The organism is Kitasatospora sp. SC0581 (assembly GCF_048159585.1).
GTDB lineage: Bacteria > Actinomycetota > Actinomycetes > Streptomycetales > Streptomycetaceae > Kitasatospora.
This window is the reverse complement of record NZ_JBLRWA010000003.1, coordinates 128,811-144,862: the sequence shown is the minus strand read 5'-3', so window position 1 is coordinate 144,862 and position 16,052 is coordinate 128,811. Positions and strand designations below refer to the sequence as shown.

The 16,052-nt window shown below is 74.7% G+C and carries 10 protein-coding genes; 8 read left to right on the top strand and 2 right to left on the bottom strand.

Translation table 11 applies throughout. From position 1 onward, the window contains the following. Positions 1-149: 149 nt before the first annotated feature. Together guaB and ACLWS4_RS06810 are read left to right on the top strand one after the other, a co-directional pair. Positions 150-1,652: an IMP dehydrogenase gene (guaB, locus tag ACLWS4_RS06815; protein ID WP_074003944.1), complete on the top strand. Its 1,503-nt coding sequence runs from the start codon at positions 150-152 to the stop codon at positions 1,650-1,652. A gap of 160 nt (positions 1,653-1,812) precedes the next feature. Next, the gene (locus ACLWS4_RS06810) at positions 1,813-2,940 is read left to right on the top strand and encodes a GuaB3 family IMP dehydrogenase-related protein (RefSeq protein ID WP_049654353.1); all 1,128 of its coding nucleotides are present in this window, start codon (positions 1,813-1,815) and stop codon (positions 2,938-2,940) included. 113 nt (positions 2,941-3,053) lie between these two features. Here the strand turns inward: ACLWS4_RS06810 and ACLWS4_RS06805 are convergent, their stop codons facing one another. Beyond that, complete coding sequence (locus ACLWS4_RS06805) at positions 3,054-3,617, bottom strand: hypothetical protein (RefSeq protein ID WP_117488203.1); 564 nt, start codon at positions 3,615-3,617, stop codon at positions 3,054-3,056. A 252-nt stretch (positions 3,618-3,869) separates the two neighbouring features. On the opposite strand from ACLWS4_RS06805, the gene ACLWS4_RS06800 reads away from it, so the two are divergent. Further along, complete coding sequence (locus ACLWS4_RS06800; RefSeq protein ID WP_416873591.1) at positions 3,870-5,876, top strand: serine/threonine-protein kinase; 2,007 nt, start codon at positions 3,870-3,872, stop codon at positions 5,874-5,876. A gap of 11 nt (positions 5,877-5,887) precedes the next feature. On the opposite strand, the gene ACLWS4_RS06795 is transcribed toward ACLWS4_RS06800, so the two are convergent. Next, positions 5,888-6,421: an SHOCT domain-containing protein gene (locus ACLWS4_RS06795; protein WP_053112601.1), complete on the bottom strand. Its 534-nt coding sequence runs from the start codon at positions 6,419-6,421 to the stop codon at positions 5,888-5,890. Positions 6,422-6,478: 57 nt separating this feature from the next. On the opposite strand from ACLWS4_RS06795, the gene ACLWS4_RS06790 reads away from it, so the two are divergent. The 5 genes from ACLWS4_RS06790 (at position 6,479) to ACLWS4_RS06770 (ending at position 15,225) form a co-directional block, all read left to right on the top strand. Next, positions 6,479-7,609, top strand: coding sequence for a protein kinase domain-containing protein (locus ACLWS4_RS06790; RefSeq protein ID WP_079272376.1), 1,131 nt, complete (start codon positions 6,479-6,481; stop codon positions 7,607-7,609). Positions 7,610-7,770: 161 nt separating this feature from the next. Further along, positions 7,771-9,582, top strand: coding sequence for a serine/threonine-protein kinase (locus tag ACLWS4_RS06785; protein WP_416873590.1), 1,812 nt, complete (start codon positions 7,771-7,773; stop codon positions 9,580-9,582). Between the two features lie 96 nt (positions 9,583-9,678). Then, on the top strand, positions 9,679-11,310 hold the full coding sequence (locus ACLWS4_RS06780) for a succinic semialdehyde dehydrogenase (RefSeq protein ID WP_380778607.1): 1,632 nt from the start codon (positions 9,679-9,681) through the stop codon (positions 11,308-11,310). A gap of 93 nt (positions 11,311-11,403) precedes the next feature. Then, a complete protein-coding gene (locus tag ACLWS4_RS06775) occupies positions 11,404-13,209 on the top strand; it encodes a GMC family oxidoreductase (RefSeq protein WP_049657027.1) in 1,806 nt (601 codons plus the stop codon). 330 nt (positions 13,210-13,539) lie between these two features. After that, positions 13,540-15,225 (top strand): proline-rich domain-containing protein, encoded by a 1,686-nt coding sequence (locus ACLWS4_RS06770; protein WP_416873589.1) that lies wholly within the window; start codon positions 13,540-13,542, stop codon positions 15,223-15,225. Positions 15,226-16,052 lie beyond the last annotated feature (827 nt).

The following is a 16,052-nucleotide window of genomic DNA, read 5'->3' as shown; positions in this document are numbered from 1 at the left end:
TTGCCAAAGTTTGACGGGTGCGCGCGGGGTCCCCTTGGAGGATCCTCCTATTCGTACCCGGCTTCGGCGGTCTGCGCGAGTGAGCGATGAATGCGCCCCCACCCTCAGGGCGTGAGCGGATTAGGCCGGCCACGGAAGGTACCCCCCAAATGTCTTACAACGCCGCAGGCGTACCCGAGAAGTTCGCCATGCTCGGGCTCACGTACGACGACGTCCTGCTGCTGCCCGGGGCCTCCGAGGTGCTGCCGAACCAGGTGGACACCTCCTCCCGGGTCTCCCGGAACGTGCGCGTCAACATCCCGCTGCTGTCCGCGGCGATGGACAAGGTCACCGAGTCGCGCATGGCCATCGCGATGGCCCGCCAGGGCGGCGTCGGCGTGCTGCACCGCAACCTCTCGGTCGAGGACCAGGCCAACCAGGTCGACCTGGTGAAGCGCTCCGAGTCCGGCATGGTCACCGACCCGATCACGGTCGGCCCGGAGACCACCCTGGGCGAGGCCGACGCGCTGTGCGCCAAGTTCCGCATCTCCGGCGTGCCGATCGCCGACGAGGCGGGCAAGCTGCTCGGCATCGTCACCAACCGCGACATGGCCTTCGAGTCGGACCGCACCCGCCAGGTCCGCGAGATCATGACCCCGATGCCGCTGATCACCGGCAAGGTCGGCATCTCCGGCGTGGACGCGATGGCCCTGCTGCGCCGCCACAAGATCGAGAAGCTGCCGCTGGTCGACGACGAGGGCCGGATCAAGGGCCTGATCACCGTCAAGGACTTCGTCAAGGCCGAGCAGTACCCGAACGCCGCCAAGGACGCCGAGGGCCGGCTGCTGGTCGGCGCCGCCGTCGGTGCCAGCGCCGAGGCGTTCGACCGGGCCCAGGCCCTGGTCGAGGCCGGCGCGGACTTCCTGGTGGTGGACACCTCGCACGGCCACAGCCACAACGCGCTGGCCTGGATCGCGAAGATCAAGTCGGCCGTCGGGATCGACGTGGTCGGCGGCAACGTGGCCACCCGGGACGGCGCCCAGGCGCTGATCGACGCCGGCGTGGACGGCGTCAAGGTCGGCGTCGGCCCCGGCTCCATCTGCACCACCCGCGTGGTCGCCGGCATCGGCGTCCCGCAGGTCACCGCCATCTACGAGGCCGCCCAGGCCTGCCTGGCGGCCGGCGTGCCGGTCATCGGCGACGGCGGCCTGCAGTACTCGGGCGACATCGGCAAGGCGCTGGCCGCCGGTGCCGACACCGTGATGCTCGGCTCGCTGCTGGCCGGCTGCGAGGAGTCCCCAGGCGAGCTGATGTTCATCAACGGCAAGCAGTTCAAGTCCTACCGCGGCATGGGCTCGCTGGGCGCCATGCAGTCCCGCGGCCAGGGCCGCTCGTACTCCAAGGACCGCTACTTCCAGGCCGAGGTGGCCTCGGACGACAAGCTCGTCCCCGAGGGCATCGAGGGCCAGGTGCCCTACCGCGGCCCGCTGTCGGCCGTGCTGCACCAGCTGGTCGGCGGTCTGCGCCAGACCATGGGCTACGTCGGCGCCGGCACCGTCGCCGAGATGGAGAGCAAGGGCCGCTTCGTCCGGATCACCTCGGCGGGCCTCAAGGAGAGCCACCCGCACGACATCCAGATGACCGTCGAGGCGCCGAACTACTCGGCCCGCTGAGCCACCGGCCACCGAGGGGCCCGCTGCCGCACCGCGGCGGCGGGCCCCTGCCGGTGCGCCCGGGCGCGGGCCGTCGGGGCGGGACCAGCGGCAGTACGGGATACTGGGGGGCGGCCGGGGTGACCCGGCGGGCATGAGCAACAAAGCAGAAGGGCTCGAAGTGACTGAGATCGAGATCGGGCGAGGCAAGCGCGGCCGACGGGCGTACGCCTTCGACGACATCGCCGTCGTCCCCAGCCGCCGGACCCGGGACCCGAAGGAGGTCTCGATCGCCTGGCAGATCGACGCCTACCGCTTCGAGCTGCCGTTCCTGGCCGCCCCGATGGACAGCGTGGTCTCGCCGCAGCAGGCCATCCAGATCGGCCGCCTCGGCGGTCTGGGCGTGCTGAACCTCGAAGGCCTGTGGACCCGCTACGAGGACCCCCAGCCGCTGCTGGACGAGATCGCCGCGATCACCGACGAGTCCACCGCGACCCGCCGGCTCCAGGAGATCTACGCCGCGCCGATCCGCGCCGAGCTGATCAAGCAGCGGATCCAGGAGGTCCGCGACTCCGGCGTGGTCACCGCCGCCGCGCTCTCGCCGCAGCGCACCGCCGAGTTCTCCAAGGCCGTGGTGGACGCCGGCGTCGACGTCTTCGTCATCCGCGGCACCACCGTCTCGGCCGAGCACGTCTCCAGCGCCGCCGAGCCGCTCAACCTCAAGCAGTTCATCTACGAGCTGGACGTCCCGGTGATCGTCGGCGGCTGCGCCACGTACACCGCGGCCCTGCACCTGATGCGGACCGGTGCCGCCGGTGTGCTGGTCGGCTTCGGCGGCGGCGCCGCCCACACCACGCGGAACGTCCTGGGCATCCAGGTGCCGATGGCCACCGCCGTGGCCGACGTGGCGGCCGCCCGTCGCGACTACATGGACGAGTCCGGTGGCCGCTACGTGCACGTGATCGCGGACGGCGGCGTCGGCTACAGCGGGGACATCCCGAAGGCCGTGGCCTGCGGCGCGGACGCGGTCATGATCGGTGCCGCGCTGGCGCGGGCGACGGACGCCCCGGGCAAGGGGATCCACTGGGGGATGGAGGCCGTCCACGAGGAGCTGCCGCGCGGCAAGCGCGTGGACCTCGGGACCGTCGGTACCACCGAGGAGATCCTGACCGGGCCCTCGCACACGCCGGACGGGACCATGAACCTGTTCGGCGCGCTGCGTCGGGCGATGGCCACCACGGGCTACACGGAGCTCAAGGAGTTCCAGCGGGTCGAGGTCACCGTCAACCCGGCGCTCGACCACCGCTGAGTCCTGACCTGACCTGATCGAGGGGCCCCTGCCGGGTGACGGCGGGGGCCTTCTCCCTTTCCCGGTGCGGGAGGCGGGTGCGGTGCGGTGCGGGGAGGGGACGGGGCGGGCGGTCAACTCCGCGTGGCGCTGCGGCGGGTGAGGAGGAAGCCGCCGATGAGGGCGATGGCGTAGAAGGCGGCGTCGAGGGGGCGGAGGTCGGCGCGCCAGGCGGTGACGGTGTCGTGCAGCAGGCCGCCGGGGGCGGGGCCGTCGGCGTGGACGCGGCGGAGGTGCTCGATCAGCTGGCCGAGGAGCAGGGCGCCGGCGGCGAGGAGGGCGCCGAGCGGCGGGAGTAAGCGGCCCTGGCCGCCGAGCCGGCCGAGCGGGAGGGCGACCAGGCCGGCCGGGGCGATGGCCAGCCAGCCGAGGCTGTCGGCGGCGCGCAGCGGGGCGCTGCCGTAGGCGAGGCCGCCGAGGAGCATGGCGAGGAGGGCGAGGGAGACGGCCAGGGCGGTGCGGTGCCGGGGGGTGGTCCTGGGCGTGGGTTCGACGGGGTCGAAGCCGGCCACGGGGGCGCCGGGCATGCCCGGGGCGACGTAGCCCTCGGGGGAGACGGGGGGTGGTGCGACCGAGTAGTGCTGGGCGGTGTGCGGCCGGATCGATGGGCCGTCAGTGCCCGGTGCGGGTGCGGTCATGGGCGTCGAATCCCCCCGGAATACGATGAGCTGCCGAACGGTAGCAGTGGTCCGGACAGATCTTGGCGAGTTTTCGATCACAGATCGGGCACGGAGCGCCGCCTCCGTTCCGGTTCGTACCGGCTCGATGCGGGGGCCGGGTGGTCGCGGGCCCTCCGGACAGGAGATGATGGAGGCTTGGGCGTCCGGGCCCCAGGTCGGGCCGACGCGCCGTCACCACGACCGCCAGCAGCACATGGGGGAACGTTCCGAATGACCCAGGCGCAGGGTTCCACCGGCCGCCTCCTGGCCGGCCGCTACCGCCTGAACGGCGTGCTCGGGCGCGGCGGCATGGGCACCGTCTGGCGCGCCGAGGACGAGATGCTGGGCCGGACCGTCGCGGTCAAGGAACTGCGGATGAACGCCAGCGTCGACGAGGAGGAGAAGCACCGGCTGATCACCCGGACGCTGCGCGAGGCCAAGGCGACCGCGCGGATCCGGCACAGTTCGGCGGTGACGGTCTTCGACGTGGTCGACGAGGACGACCGGCCGTGGATCGTCATGGAGCTGGTCGAGTCCCGCTCGCTGGCCGACGTGGTCCGGGAGGACGGGCCGCTGGCCCCCGCCCGGGCGGCGGAGATCGCGCTCGACGTGCTGGGCGTGCTCAGCGCGGCGCACGCGCTCGGCATCCTGCACCGGGACGTCAAGCCGTCCAACGTGCTGATCGGCGAGGACGGCCGGGTCGTGCTCACCGACTTCGGCATCGCCAGCGTGGAGGGCGACGCCTCCGTCACCTCGACCGGGATGCTCGTCGGCGCGCCCTCGTACATCTCCCCGGAGCGGGCCCGCGGGCAGAAGCCCGGGCCGCCGGCCGACCTGTGGTCGCTGGGCGGCACGCTGTACGCGATGGTCGAGGGCCGGCCGCCCTACGACCGGGGCTCGGCGCTGGCCACGCTGACCGCGGTGATGACCGAGGACCTGATCGCACCGGTGAACGCCGGGCCGCTGCAGCCGGTGATCGAGGGGCTGCTGGCGAAGGACCCGGCCGAGCGGCTGGACGCCTCGCAGACCCGGTCGATGCTCAAGCGGGTGGTCGCGGAGGCGACCGCGCGGGCCGAGTCCACCACCGAGCACGCGGTGCCGCTGGAGAAGCCGGCCGAGGAGCCGGAGCCGAAGGCGTCGAAGGCGTCGGGGCTGTCGAAGGCGGCGGGGCCGGCGGAGGCGTCGAACGCCGCGGAGCCGTCCGAGTCGTCGGCGTCGGCGTCGACCGCGGCGGAGTCCGCGGAGCCCTCGGAGTCTTCGCCGAAGGAGCCGGAGCAGACTGGGAGCGGCCGCAAGCGGTCGGTGGGCGGGCTGCTGGGGACGGTCCGGGTCGGGAGTCGGGCCCAGGACGCGGAGCCCGCCGGGACGCCGTCCGAGGAGCCGGGCGCGGAGCCGATCCGGCCGGTGACCAGCGAGTGGACGATGGGCGCGACCCAGGCGGCCGGGGCCGATCCGCGCACCGGCCGGCGACGGCTGGCCATCGCCACCGTGATCGTGGTGCTGCTGCTGATCGCGGGAGTGGTGGCGGTCGTCCGGATGGTCGGCACCGACGACGGCGGCGCGAACGGCGCGGCCTCGCAGAGCGCGGTCGCCACCTCGCCGGGGGCGACCGGTACCGAGCCGGTGCCGACGTCGGCACCGACGGGCGAACCCGCGCCCGCCCCGGCGCCCGCCCAGCCGACCGGCGACCCGGCCGCGGCGCCGGACGCGCCCGCGCAGTCCGCCGGTGCGCCGGCGGCTCCCGTCCAGCCCCCGGCGGCACCGGCGCAGCCCGCGCCGGCCGCGCCGGGTGCCGTACCGGCCGGGTACCACGAGTACAAGGACCCGAGCGGCTTCTCCGTCGTGCTGCCGGACGGTCTGCAGCCGACCGGGTCGGACGCCAACCGGCGGATCTTCAAGAACGCGGCCGACGGCAGCCAGCTGCGGATCGAGTGGACCACGTCGCCCGGGGCGAGCGCGGTCGCGGACTGGCAGGAGTCGGAGCCGAACGTCCGCGGTCAGGTCAGCAACTACCAGCGGCTGAACCTGGCGGCGATCACCTACCGGCAGTGGACCAACGCGGCGGACTGGGAGTGGACCAACGGCACGCCCAGGATGCACTCGCTCAACCGCGGCTTCGTGACCGGGACCCCGCCCAAGTACGGGTACTCGATCTACTGGATAGTCCCGGACGCGGAGTGGGCCGCCCAGGCCCCGCTCCGGGACGTCGTCTTCAACAGCTTCCAGCCCGCGCCGTAGGGCGGCAGGTCCTAACCGATCAGGCGCTGCTTGGCGCGGGTGAACTCGTCCTCGGTGAGCGCACCGGAGGCGCGCAGGGCGGCCAGCCGTTCCAGCTGGCCGATGAGCTGCTCGCCGGCGGACGCCTCGACCGGGGCGGCGGCGGGCCCGGCCTTCGGGGCGTTCCGGGCGGCCCGGGCGGAGGCCCGGAGCTGCTCGGCGAAGAACTCGGCCTTGGCCACGTCCTCGAAGCGGTGCGAGCCGCTGAGCGCCACCACCAGGAGCACTTCGCCGTTGAGCTTGGTGCGGGTCACGGTGACGTCGGTGACGGCGGCGAGCGGAACCGGGACCGGCGGCTTCCCGTCCTTCAGGAAGAGCAGCCGATGGGTGGTCAGCACGAGCACTCCCTTGCGGAAGTGGTCGGGGTGGCGCCCGGCGGTGGAGGCGACCGGCTTCTCGCCGTCGATGACGGTCGCCTCGACGGCGCGGACGGCCTCGGCCTGGTTGGCTTTGCTGCTGTTCCCGGATGCCTCGAAGGCGGTGTCGATCAGATCGGTCCAGTCCATGGGATCGAGCCTAGAGGAGCCGCTCAGTAGGCTGCTCGGTGAGTGAGAGGAACTGGCATGCGAGGCGGCCCCGGTCAGTTGCTGGCGGGGCGGTACCGGCTGACGGACCGCCCCGAACCCTTGCGCGCCCAGGCGGTGGACGAGCGGACCGGTGAATCGGTGCTGCTGGGCGCCCTGGAGCTGCCGGGGGTGCTGACGGCGGGCCAGGATCCGGAGGCGGCCGCCGCGGCGCAGGCGGACCGGATGGTGCGCCGGGTGGCGGCGGTCGGTTCGACCGCGCCGGTCGCGCATCCGCGGCTGCTGCGCGGGGTCGGCGCGTTCGTCGAGGGCGAGCTGCTGTGGACGGTGGAGGAGCGGCCGGTCGGGCGGACGGTGGCCGAGCTGCTCGCCGAAGGGCCGCTGCCGCCGTACCGGGCGGCCGAGTTGGCGGCGGACCTGGCCGGGGCGCTGCGGGCGCTGCACGCGGCCGGGCTGACCCACGGCGCGCTGACCGCGGAGGCGGTGCTGGTCTGCGAGGACGGCGCGGCGATGCTCGGCGGGCTGCTCGCCGGGGTGGCCGAGGAGGCGCTGGCCGAGGAGCTCGGCGGGCCGGGCGGGCGGCGCCGGTACGAGGTGCGGGCCACCCTGGTCGGCCCGGTGGCGGAGCGTTGGCCGCTGGACGGCGGCCCGGCGGGCGACTGCTGGGCGCTCGGGGTGCTGGTGCACCGGCTGGTCACCGGCCGTTCGCCGTACCCGGAGCGGGACGTGCCGGAGCTGGTGACGGCCGTACGGGACGGGCGGCGGGAGCCCTCGGTGGTGTGCGGGCCGCTCGCGCCGCTGGTGGAGCGGCTGTTGCAGCCCGATCCGGTGCTGCGGCCGACGGCGGAGGCGGTGCGCGAGGAGCTGGCGGGGCTGCTGGCGGGGGCGCCGGAGCCGGTCGACGGGGAGGCGGAGGAGCGGAGCCGGGCCGCAGGGGGGCCGGTGCCGGTGCCGGAGACGCCGGCGGTGCCGCGCGGGCGCGGTGGGAGGGCCGTCGGCTCCAGGGCCGGGAGGAGTGCCCGAAAGGGCCGGAACGGTGGGGACTTGGGGGCAGGGAGCGGGGCGAAGCCGCCCCGGATACCCCCCTCCCTGTGGGGCCCGCTGCTGGTGGGCGGAGTGTTCGTGCTGCTGGTGCTGGGAATCGTCGCGGTGGTGCTGTTCGCAGGCTGACGGCCCGCCCGGATTCCGTTCCACCGGTCCGGGGGGTGGGCGTGATTACCGGGGGCGGCAAGGTGCGCCTAATGTGTGCGTGGGATTTGTTCGAACAGTGGTCTGCACCAGGCCCTCCGTCGCGGTGACGGCAGGCGGAATGTGTGGGGGAGCGGGCGCAGATGGGCGTGCAGGACCGGCCGGAGGCGGCCGAGGCGGAGCGTTTGCTGGCCGGGCGGTACGAGCTCGGCGAGCGGCTCGGCCGGGGCGGCATGGGCACCGTCTGGCGGGCCTGGGACCGGATGCTCGACCGGGAGGTCGCGGTCAAGGAGCTGACCGTCAACCACCTGCCCGAGGAGGACCTGCAGATCCTGCACACCCGGATGAAGCGCGAGGCCAGCGCGGCCGCGCGGATCAAGCACCCCGGTGTGATCACCGTGCACGACGTGCTGGAGCAGGACGGCCGGCCGTGGATCGTGATGGAGCTGGTCGACGGCCGCTCGCTGGCCGACGTGATCAGCCAGGACGGCACCCTGCAGCCGCGCGCCGCCGCCGAGGTCGGCAGCCAGGTGCTGGCCGCGCTGCACCGCGGCCACCAGCTGGGCGTGCTGCACCGGGACGTGAAGCCGGCCAACGTGCTGCTGGAGCGCGGCACCGGGCGGGTGGTGCTGCTGGACTTCGGCATCGCGAAGTACGAGGGCTCGACCGAGCTGACCCGGCCGGGCGACCTGGTCGGCTCGCCGGACTACCTGGCGCCGGAGCGCGCCCAGGGCGAGCGGCCCGGTCCCGCCTCCGACCTGTGGGGCCTCGGGGCGACGCTGTACGCGGCGGTCGAGGGCCAGTCGCCGTTCCGGCGGGACTCGCCGATCACCACGCTCGCCGCGGTGGTCGACGAGCCGCTGCCGGAGTCGCGGCGGGCCGGGCCGCTGGGGCCGGTGCTGGCCGCGCTGATGGCGAAGGACCCGGCCGAGCGGCCCACCGCGGACGAGGCGGCCGCGATGCTGGCCGAGGTGCGGGCCGGGCACACGATGGGCCTGAAGTCGGTTCCGTCGGTGCGTACGCCCACCCGGTCGGTGCCGGTGGTGGACCGCACCGAGGGCCCGGTGGCCGTGGCAGAGCCGGTCGAGGGCTCCGAGGAGCCGACCGAGCCGAAGGCCTCCGGGGCCGCCGTCCCCGCTGTCCCCGCTGTCCCCGCTGTCCCCGCTGTGCCCGCCGTCCCTGCGGTCGCCGCTGTTCCTGCCGCGCCCGTCCTCGCCGAACCGGACACCGCCGGGGGCGCGCAGGACGCTGCCCGGGCGCACACCGGGCCCGTCGCGCCGGTGCCGCACTCCATTGCGCCGGAGCGGGGACCGGCCAAGCGCCGCAACCTGCTGAAGATCGTCGGCATAGCGGTGGCCGTCGGCCTGCTGGCCGCCGCGGGCACCTTCCTGGTCACCCGGCACGTGGTCGGCGGCGACACCCCCGACGACCCGACGCCGACCGCCGCCGAGTCCACCGGACCGGAGCCCACCAGCGACGCCACCCCCGCGGCGGCGCCGCCCAGCGGCTACCACTGGGTCGACGACCCGGCCGGCTTCCGCTTCCCGCTGCCGAACGGCACCCCGTCCTGGCAGCGGATCAGCGCCGGGGACAACCAGATCTACTACAGCCCCGACGGCAAGGTGCACTACCTCCAGTTCGCCGTCACGGTCGGCCAGTCGGTCAAGCCGCTGGAGCACATGCGGCAGATGGAGGCCACCGTCGCCAAGTCGCTCAAGGACTACAAGCAGCACCGGATGGCCGGCACGGCGGTGAAGGGCCAGGAGGCGGCGGTCTGGGAGTTCAGCTACCTGGCCAAGGAGGGCGGCCGCCGGCGCGCGATCGAGACCGAGTTCATCAGCCAGGACGGCACCAGCTACGCGATCTACTCGTCCAGCCCGGACCGGGGCAACGAATGGAACGAGGCCGAGCAGCGCTTCTACGCGGTGCTCAACAACTTCGCCCCGAGCCGCTGACCGGGTCGGGCGGGGGCGCCCGCTTTCGCCCGACTGCGGCAGATTCTTGTTACCGACGGGTACCGGACCGGCCGCCGAGCGCCTAGGCTGCGCCGTATGTCGGACCTCACAGCAGACGCAGTGGCCACCGAACCCTCCGGCGCCGGCAACCCGGCGGCCCCCGGCGGCGGCCGGACCGTCGCCGCGGCCGTCCCGCCGTCCCTGGTCGCCAGGCTGGCCACCGGCGTCACCGCCACCGGTGAACCCGACCTGGTGGAGACCGTCGCCCCGCTGACCGGCGAACGGCTGGCCAGCCTGCCGCAGTCCACCCCGGCCGACGTCGAGGTCGCCTTCCAGCTGGCCCGCCGCGCCCAGGGGGCCTGGGCCGCGCTGCCGGTGCGCCGCCGCGCCGCCGTCCTGCTGCGCTTCCACGACCTGCTGCTCAAGCGGCAGGACGAGGTGCTGGACCTCGTCCAGGCGGAGACCGGCAAGGCCCGGCTGCACGCCTTCGAGGAGGTGCTGGCCGTCGCCATGGCCGCCCGGCACTACGGGCGGGCCGCGCACGGGTACCTCAAGGACAAGCGGCACGGCGGCGCGCTGCCGGTGCTCACCCACGCCGTCGAGGCCCGCCGCCCCAAGGGCGTGGTCGGCCACATCTCGCCGTGGAACTACCCGCTGGAGCTGTCCGTCGGCGACGCCCTGCCGGCCTTCGTGGCCGGCAACGCGGTGGTCAACAAGCCCGACACCCAGACCGCGCTGACCGCGCTGTGGGCCCGCGAGCTGCTGATCGAGGCCGGACTGCCCGCCGACCTGTGGCAGATCGTGATCGGCGACGGCCCGGTGATCGGCCCCGCCGTGGTGGAGCACGCCGACTACGTCTCGTTCACCGGCTCCACCCGCACCGGCCGCGACGTCGCCCAGCGCGCCGCCGCCCGGCTGGTCGGCGCCTCGCTCGAACTCGGCGGCAAGAACGCCATGCTGGTGCTCGCCGACGCCGACCTCGACGCGGCCGCCGCGGGCGCCGTACGGGCCTGCTTCTCCTCCGCCGGACAGCTCTGCATCTCGATCGAGCGGCTGCTGGTGCACCGCTCGGTGGCCGACGAGTTCCTGGAGCGCTTCGCCGCCCGCACCCGGGCGCTGCGCCTCGGCGGCGGCCTCGCGTACGGCGCGGACATGGGCTCGCTGGTCTCCGCCCGCCAGCTGGAGACCACCGGCCGGCACGTGGAGGAGGCGGTCAAGGCGGGTGCCACCGTGGTGGCCGGCGGGCGCGCCCGGCCGGACCTCGGCCCGCTCTTCTACGAGCCGACCATCCTCGACGGCGTCACCCCGGAGATGGCGGTCTGCGCCGAGGAGACCTTCGGCCCGGTCGTCTCCCTCTACCGCTTCGACACCGAGGAGGAGGCGGTGGCCGCCGCCAACTCCACGCCGTACGGCCTGAACTCCAGCGTCTGGACCAGGGACCTGCGGCGCGGCCGGGCGGTCGCGGCCCGGCTGCGCACCGGCACGGTCAACGTCAACGAGGCGTACGCCGCCGCGTACGGCTCGGTCGGCTCGCCGATGGGCGGCATGGGCGACTCCGGGCTGGGCCGCCGGCACGGCGCGGAGGGCATCCTGCGCTTCACCGAGGCGCAGACCGTCGCGACCCAGCGGCTGATGCCGATCGCGCCCTCGTTCGGCCTGGACGACAAGCAGTTCGCCGCCCTGATGACCGGCGGGCTGCGGATGCTCAAGGCGCTGCGCTTCAAGTAGGCCCCCGCAGACAGGTCCAGGGCCCCGCACCTGCGGCGGGGCCCGGTTCGCGGTACCCACAGGCAGGTTCACCCGGTGAAGGAGCGGTGGCAGATGGTGCAGTCCGGCGGTGCGGCGGAGTTCGACTACGACGTGGTGGTGGTCGGGTCCGGCTTCGGCGGTTCGGTCGCGGCCCTGCGGCTGACCGAGAAGGGCTACCGGGTCGCCGTCCTGGAGGCCGGCCGGCGCTTCGACCGGGACGAACTGCCCAGGAACTCCTGGGACCTGCCGAACTACCTGTGGGCGCCGGCGCTCGGGCTGTACGGCATCCAGCGGATCCACCTGCTGGCCAACGTGCTGATCCTGGCCGGCGCCGGGGTCGGCGGCGGCTCGCTGAACTACGCCAACACCCTGTACGTGCCGCCGAAGGCCTTCTTCGAGGACCGCCAGTGGCGCCACATCACCGACTGGCAGCAGGAGTTGGCGCCGTTCTACGACCAGGCGCAGCGGATGCTCGGGGTCCGGCTCAACCCGACCCTCACCCCCTCCGACGTCCACCTCAAGGCGGCCGCCGAGCGGATGGGCGTCGGTGACACCTTCCACATGGCGCCGGTCGGGGTCTTCTTCGGCGACGGCGAGGACACCGACGGCACCGCCAAGGCGGCCCCCGGGAGCGAGGTCGCCGACCCGTACTTCGGCGGCGCCGGCCCGGCCCGCAAGGCCTGCGTGGAGTGCGGCGAGTGCATGACCGGCTGCCGGCACGGCGCCAAGAACATGCTCACCGAGAACTACCTGTACCTGGCCGAGCGGGGCGGGGCGGAGATCCACCCGCTCACCACGGTGGCCCGGATCCGGGAGATCGAAGGGGCCGACGGGAGCGGCGGCTACGCGGTGGACGTGCGCCGCACCGACGCGCGGTCGAGGACCGACCGGGTGAAGGCGGGCGCGCGGACCGTCACCGCGGCCCGGGTGGTCGTCGCGGCCGGCACCTACGGCACCCAGTCGCTGCTGCACCGGATGCGGGACGGCGGCCACCTGCCCCGGATCTCGGCGCGGCTGGGCGAGCTGACCCGCACCAACTCCGAGGCCCTGGTGGGCGCGCAGACCACCGACCGGCGCTACGGCGGCAAGGCGGACTTCACCAAGGGCGTGGCGATCACCTCCTCGATCCACCCGGACGCCAACACCCACATCGAGCCGGTCCGCTACGGCAAGGGCTCCAACGCGATGGGCGCGCTGTCCATCGCCCAGGTCAGGGGCGGTGGGGCGGTCCCGCGCTGGCTGCGCTACCTGGGCAACACGGCGCTCCACCCGGTGACCTTCGCCCGCTCGATGAACCAGCGCCGCTGGTCCGAGAAGACGATCATCGGCCTGGTGATGCAGTCGCTGGACAACTCGATCACCGTCTCGCTGAAGAAGGGCCCGCTCGGCAAGGCCCGGCTCACCTCCGGCCAGGGCCACGGCGAACCCAACCCGACCTGGATCCCGGCGGCGGAACAGGGCGCCCAGGCGCTGGCCGACGAGATCAACGGCTTCCCGGGCAGCACCGTCGGCGAGATCTTCGACATCCCGATGACGGCGCACTTCCTCGGCGGCTGCCCGATCGGCGACGCCCCCGAGACCGGCGTGGTGGACCCGTACCACCGGCTGTACGGCTACCCCGGGATCAGCGTGGTGGACGGTTCGGCCGTCTCCGCCAACCTGGGCGTCAACCCCTCGCTCACCATCACCGCCCAGGCCGAGCGCGCCATGTCGATGTGGCCGAACAAGGGCGAGGCGGACCAGCGCCCGGCCCAGGGCGCGGAGTACCTGCGGGTGGCGGCGGTGGCGCCGGCCCGGCCGGCCGTGCCCGAGGGCGCGTTCGGCGCGCTGCGGCTGCCGCTGCTGCCCGTCCCGGAGGTCCCGAAGAAGCGCGGCTGAGACCGGCCCGACGGGCCAATCCGCCTGCCCCGGTTCCCGGTTGACATCCGTTCGGGTCCGATGGGATAAACGGGCTCCCTGGAGCGGCCAGGGACTCGTCGAGCGGGGGGAACGCGGGCCATGGCCAACTGCACATCGTGCGGGGCGACTTCGGAGGAGGGGGCGCCCGCCTGCGGGTCGTGCGGTCGGCCGTTCGCGCCCCCTGCCCCGGCGGCCGCCGCCCCGCCCGCCGCCCCGCCCGTCCCGCCGCCTCCGCCGGGTGCGGCTCCGCCCGTCCCGCCGCCGTACGGACCGCAGCCCGGGTACGGACCCCAGCCGGGGTACGGGCCGGTGGCCGCGGTCCCGCCCGCCCTGGGCAGCTGGGGTGCCGGGCAGGAGTACGACAAGCAGCCCGCCTTCCAGCGCCTGCTGACCGCCGCGGACTGGCGCCCGGCCGTCAAGGTCGCCGTCGCGCCGACCCTCGTCCTGCTGGCCGCCGCGCTCATCGCGGCGATCCCGAGCGACTACCAGTACGAGTACCGGTTCCAGTCGGCCGGCTTCGGCGAGCGCTTCGGCTCGGCGGTGTCGATGGCCCTGAACGCGCTCGGCGCACCGTTCCGGCTCGGCTACCAGAGCCCGCTGGGCCACGACCGGACCGACCGGCTGGAGATCGCCCTCCGGGTGCTGCCGATGACCGTCACCGTCCTGTGGTGCCTGGCGCTCTGGCTCGGCCTGCGGGCCGGGCTGCGCCGGCGCAAGGCCGTGGTGGGCCAGCTCACCCGGGGCCAGGCCGCCGCCGAGGCACTGCGCACCGCCCTGGTCCTCGCGGCGGTGAGCGGACTGCTCGGGCTGCTCGGCGGCACCGAATGGAACCCCTCGGGCCGCGCCGCGAAACCCGACTACTTCGGCGACTTCGGCTCCGGCGCCCAGAAGTCCGGTCAACCGCTGATCACGGCGGGCTCCGGCTGGCTGGAGGCGGTCGCCTGGACCGCGGTGCTGGCCGGCCTGCTGGCCTTCCTCGTCCACGGCACCGACGCGCTGCGCTGGGCCGCCTGGCGCAGCCGCGCGGTGCGCGGCTGGGCGGTGTCCGCGCTGGCCGCCGGCCAGGCGCTGGCGGTCACGGTCGGGCTGTCCTCGGTGACGGCCTTCGTCCTGGTCGCGGCCACCAGCGAGAGCGGGGCGCAGACCGGGATCTCGCTGGCCTTCCTGCCCAACCTCGGCCTCAACCTGCTCGGCTTCGGCTCGGGGGCGACCTTCCGGGCGCACTCCGGACTGTCCGGCAGCGACGGCTCCCGCGGCGACTCCTCCTGGGGCGACCGCAGCAGCGAGACCGACTTCTCCTTCTTCGACCTGCACGACCTGACCGGCGACTGGCGCTGGGCCGGGCTGCTCGCGCTCGTCTCGGCGGCCCTGCTCGGCCGGGTGGCGTTCCGGCGGGGGCTGGACTCGGCCGACCGGCTGCGCCTGGCCGCCGTGCACGCCGGGGCGCTCACCCTGCTGATGACGGTCTCCGGGGTGCTGATGACGCGGACCACGTCCAGCTCGGGCTGGATCGGCTCGGCGCGGATGGAGATCTCCCAGGAGGAGTCGGGCGGGCTGGCCTTCGTGAGCGTGCTGGTGGCCAACGCGGTCTGGGCGCTGGCCGGCGCGCTGCTGGTGCCGCCGCTGCTGGCGGCCTTCCGCGGCCGGGGCGCGGGTGCGCCGCAGGGCGCCGTGCCGTACGCCGAGTCCCCGTTCGCCCCGGGGCGGGGCACGGTGCCCCATCCGGCGGTGCCGCCGCAGGTGCCGTACGCGACGCCGCCGTACGGCGTTCCGGCCCAGGGGGTGCCGGCTCAGGGCGTTCCGGGGCACGGGGTGCCGACGCAGGCCGCCGCGCCGCAGGACGCGCCGTTCGCCCCCGGCGGCGGGGTGAGCGAGGTGCTCGGCTCGCACGAGGAGCCGCCCGCCCCGGCCGGCGGGAGGCCGGTGCCCGGCGCGGTGCCGCCGCCTCCGGCCGAGGAGCCGGTCGACCCGAGCGTGTGGCGCGAGCACCCCTGAGCGGGTGCCCCTGAGCGCGCATCCCTGAGCGCGCATCCCTGAGCGCGCATCCCTGAGGAAGAGGAAAGGGCAAAGGGCCCCGCGGGGGAACGGGGCCCTTTGTCGTTCAGCACTCGGCGTCAGGGCCGCGCCGGTGCTGGGGTGACGGCGCCGGGGGAGGAGCGCCGTCGGGTCGGTCGGCTTCGGGGCGCGCCGCGCGGCTCCGGCGTGGGTGGCCGGCCGCGCGGGGCGCGCACGCCCGTGCGCGGTGGCTCGGCGCACAGGTCTGCGCCGGTCCTACGCTCACGGAGCGTGAACTGAGGAACCGCGGCCGCCTTCCGTGGCGCGGCTGCGGAGAACGCCGTCGCGGGCCCCCTCGGTGAGCCGTGAGGCGCCGGGAGAACCGCGTACAACGAGCATCGTGCTGGACGGAGGGCTCGCTCTGCAACCGGTTCGGCACAGTTCGGCACAGAGCATTTCCTGCCGGGGCCGCCGCCGATGATCACGGTGCGTAGTGGTCCGGATGGTTGTGGCGCACGGGGACGCGCGTAGCGGCGCGGGGCGGAGGGGGGAGTGCGCCCGGGCGCGCACCGGACCGGACCGGGGGTGCGACGGCCGGCCCCGGGCGTCCCCGGACTCCGGCCGTCCCACCTCTCGGCCCAGTCGCGGCCGGGGTCGCTGTCCCCTGCTGGCCGGCCGCGGCACCCGCGCACGGTCCCACGGTGCCGCTGCCCGGCGGGCCGGGCGGCGGCACCACGTGCGCCGGTGGACTGGGATGGAACTCCACGCGTGGTCCTGCTGCCGTACGGCGGTGCCCCCGCGGGGGCGGGCGGCGCGTCTGGCGGACG

Bases quoted from the DNA above. Each gene is read 5' to 3' on its own strand.
- ACLWS4_RS06805 (WP_117488203.1), bottom strand. From the start codon at position 3,617: ATGACCGCACCCGCACCGGGCACTGACGGCCCATCGATCCGGCCGCAC.
- ACLWS4_RS06785 (WP_416873590.1), top strand. From the start codon at position 7,771: ATGGGCGTGCAGGACCGGCCGGAGGCGGCCGAGGCGGAGCGTTTGCTG.
- ACLWS4_RS06790 (WP_079272376.1), top strand. From the start codon at position 6,479: ATGCGAGGCGGCCCCGGTCAGTTGCTGGCGGGGCGGTACCGGCTGACG.
- ACLWS4_RS06795 (WP_053112601.1), bottom strand. From the start codon at position 6,421: ATGGACTGGACCGATCTGATCGACACCGCCTTCGAGGCATCCGGGAAC.
- ACLWS4_RS06800 (WP_416873591.1), top strand. From the start codon at position 3,870: ATGACCCAGGCGCAGGGTTCCACCGGCCGCCTCCTGGCCGGCCGCTAC.
- guaB (WP_074003944.1), top strand. From the start codon at position 150: ATGTCTTACAACGCCGCAGGCGTACCCGAGAAGTTCGCCATGCTCGGG.
- ACLWS4_RS06775 (WP_049657027.1), top strand. From the start codon at position 11,404: ATGGTGCAGTCCGGCGGTGCGGCGGAGTTCGACTACGACGTGGTGGTG.
- ACLWS4_RS06780 (WP_380778607.1), top strand. From the start codon at position 9,679: ATGTCGGACCTCACAGCAGACGCAGTGGCCACCGAACCCTCCGGCGCC.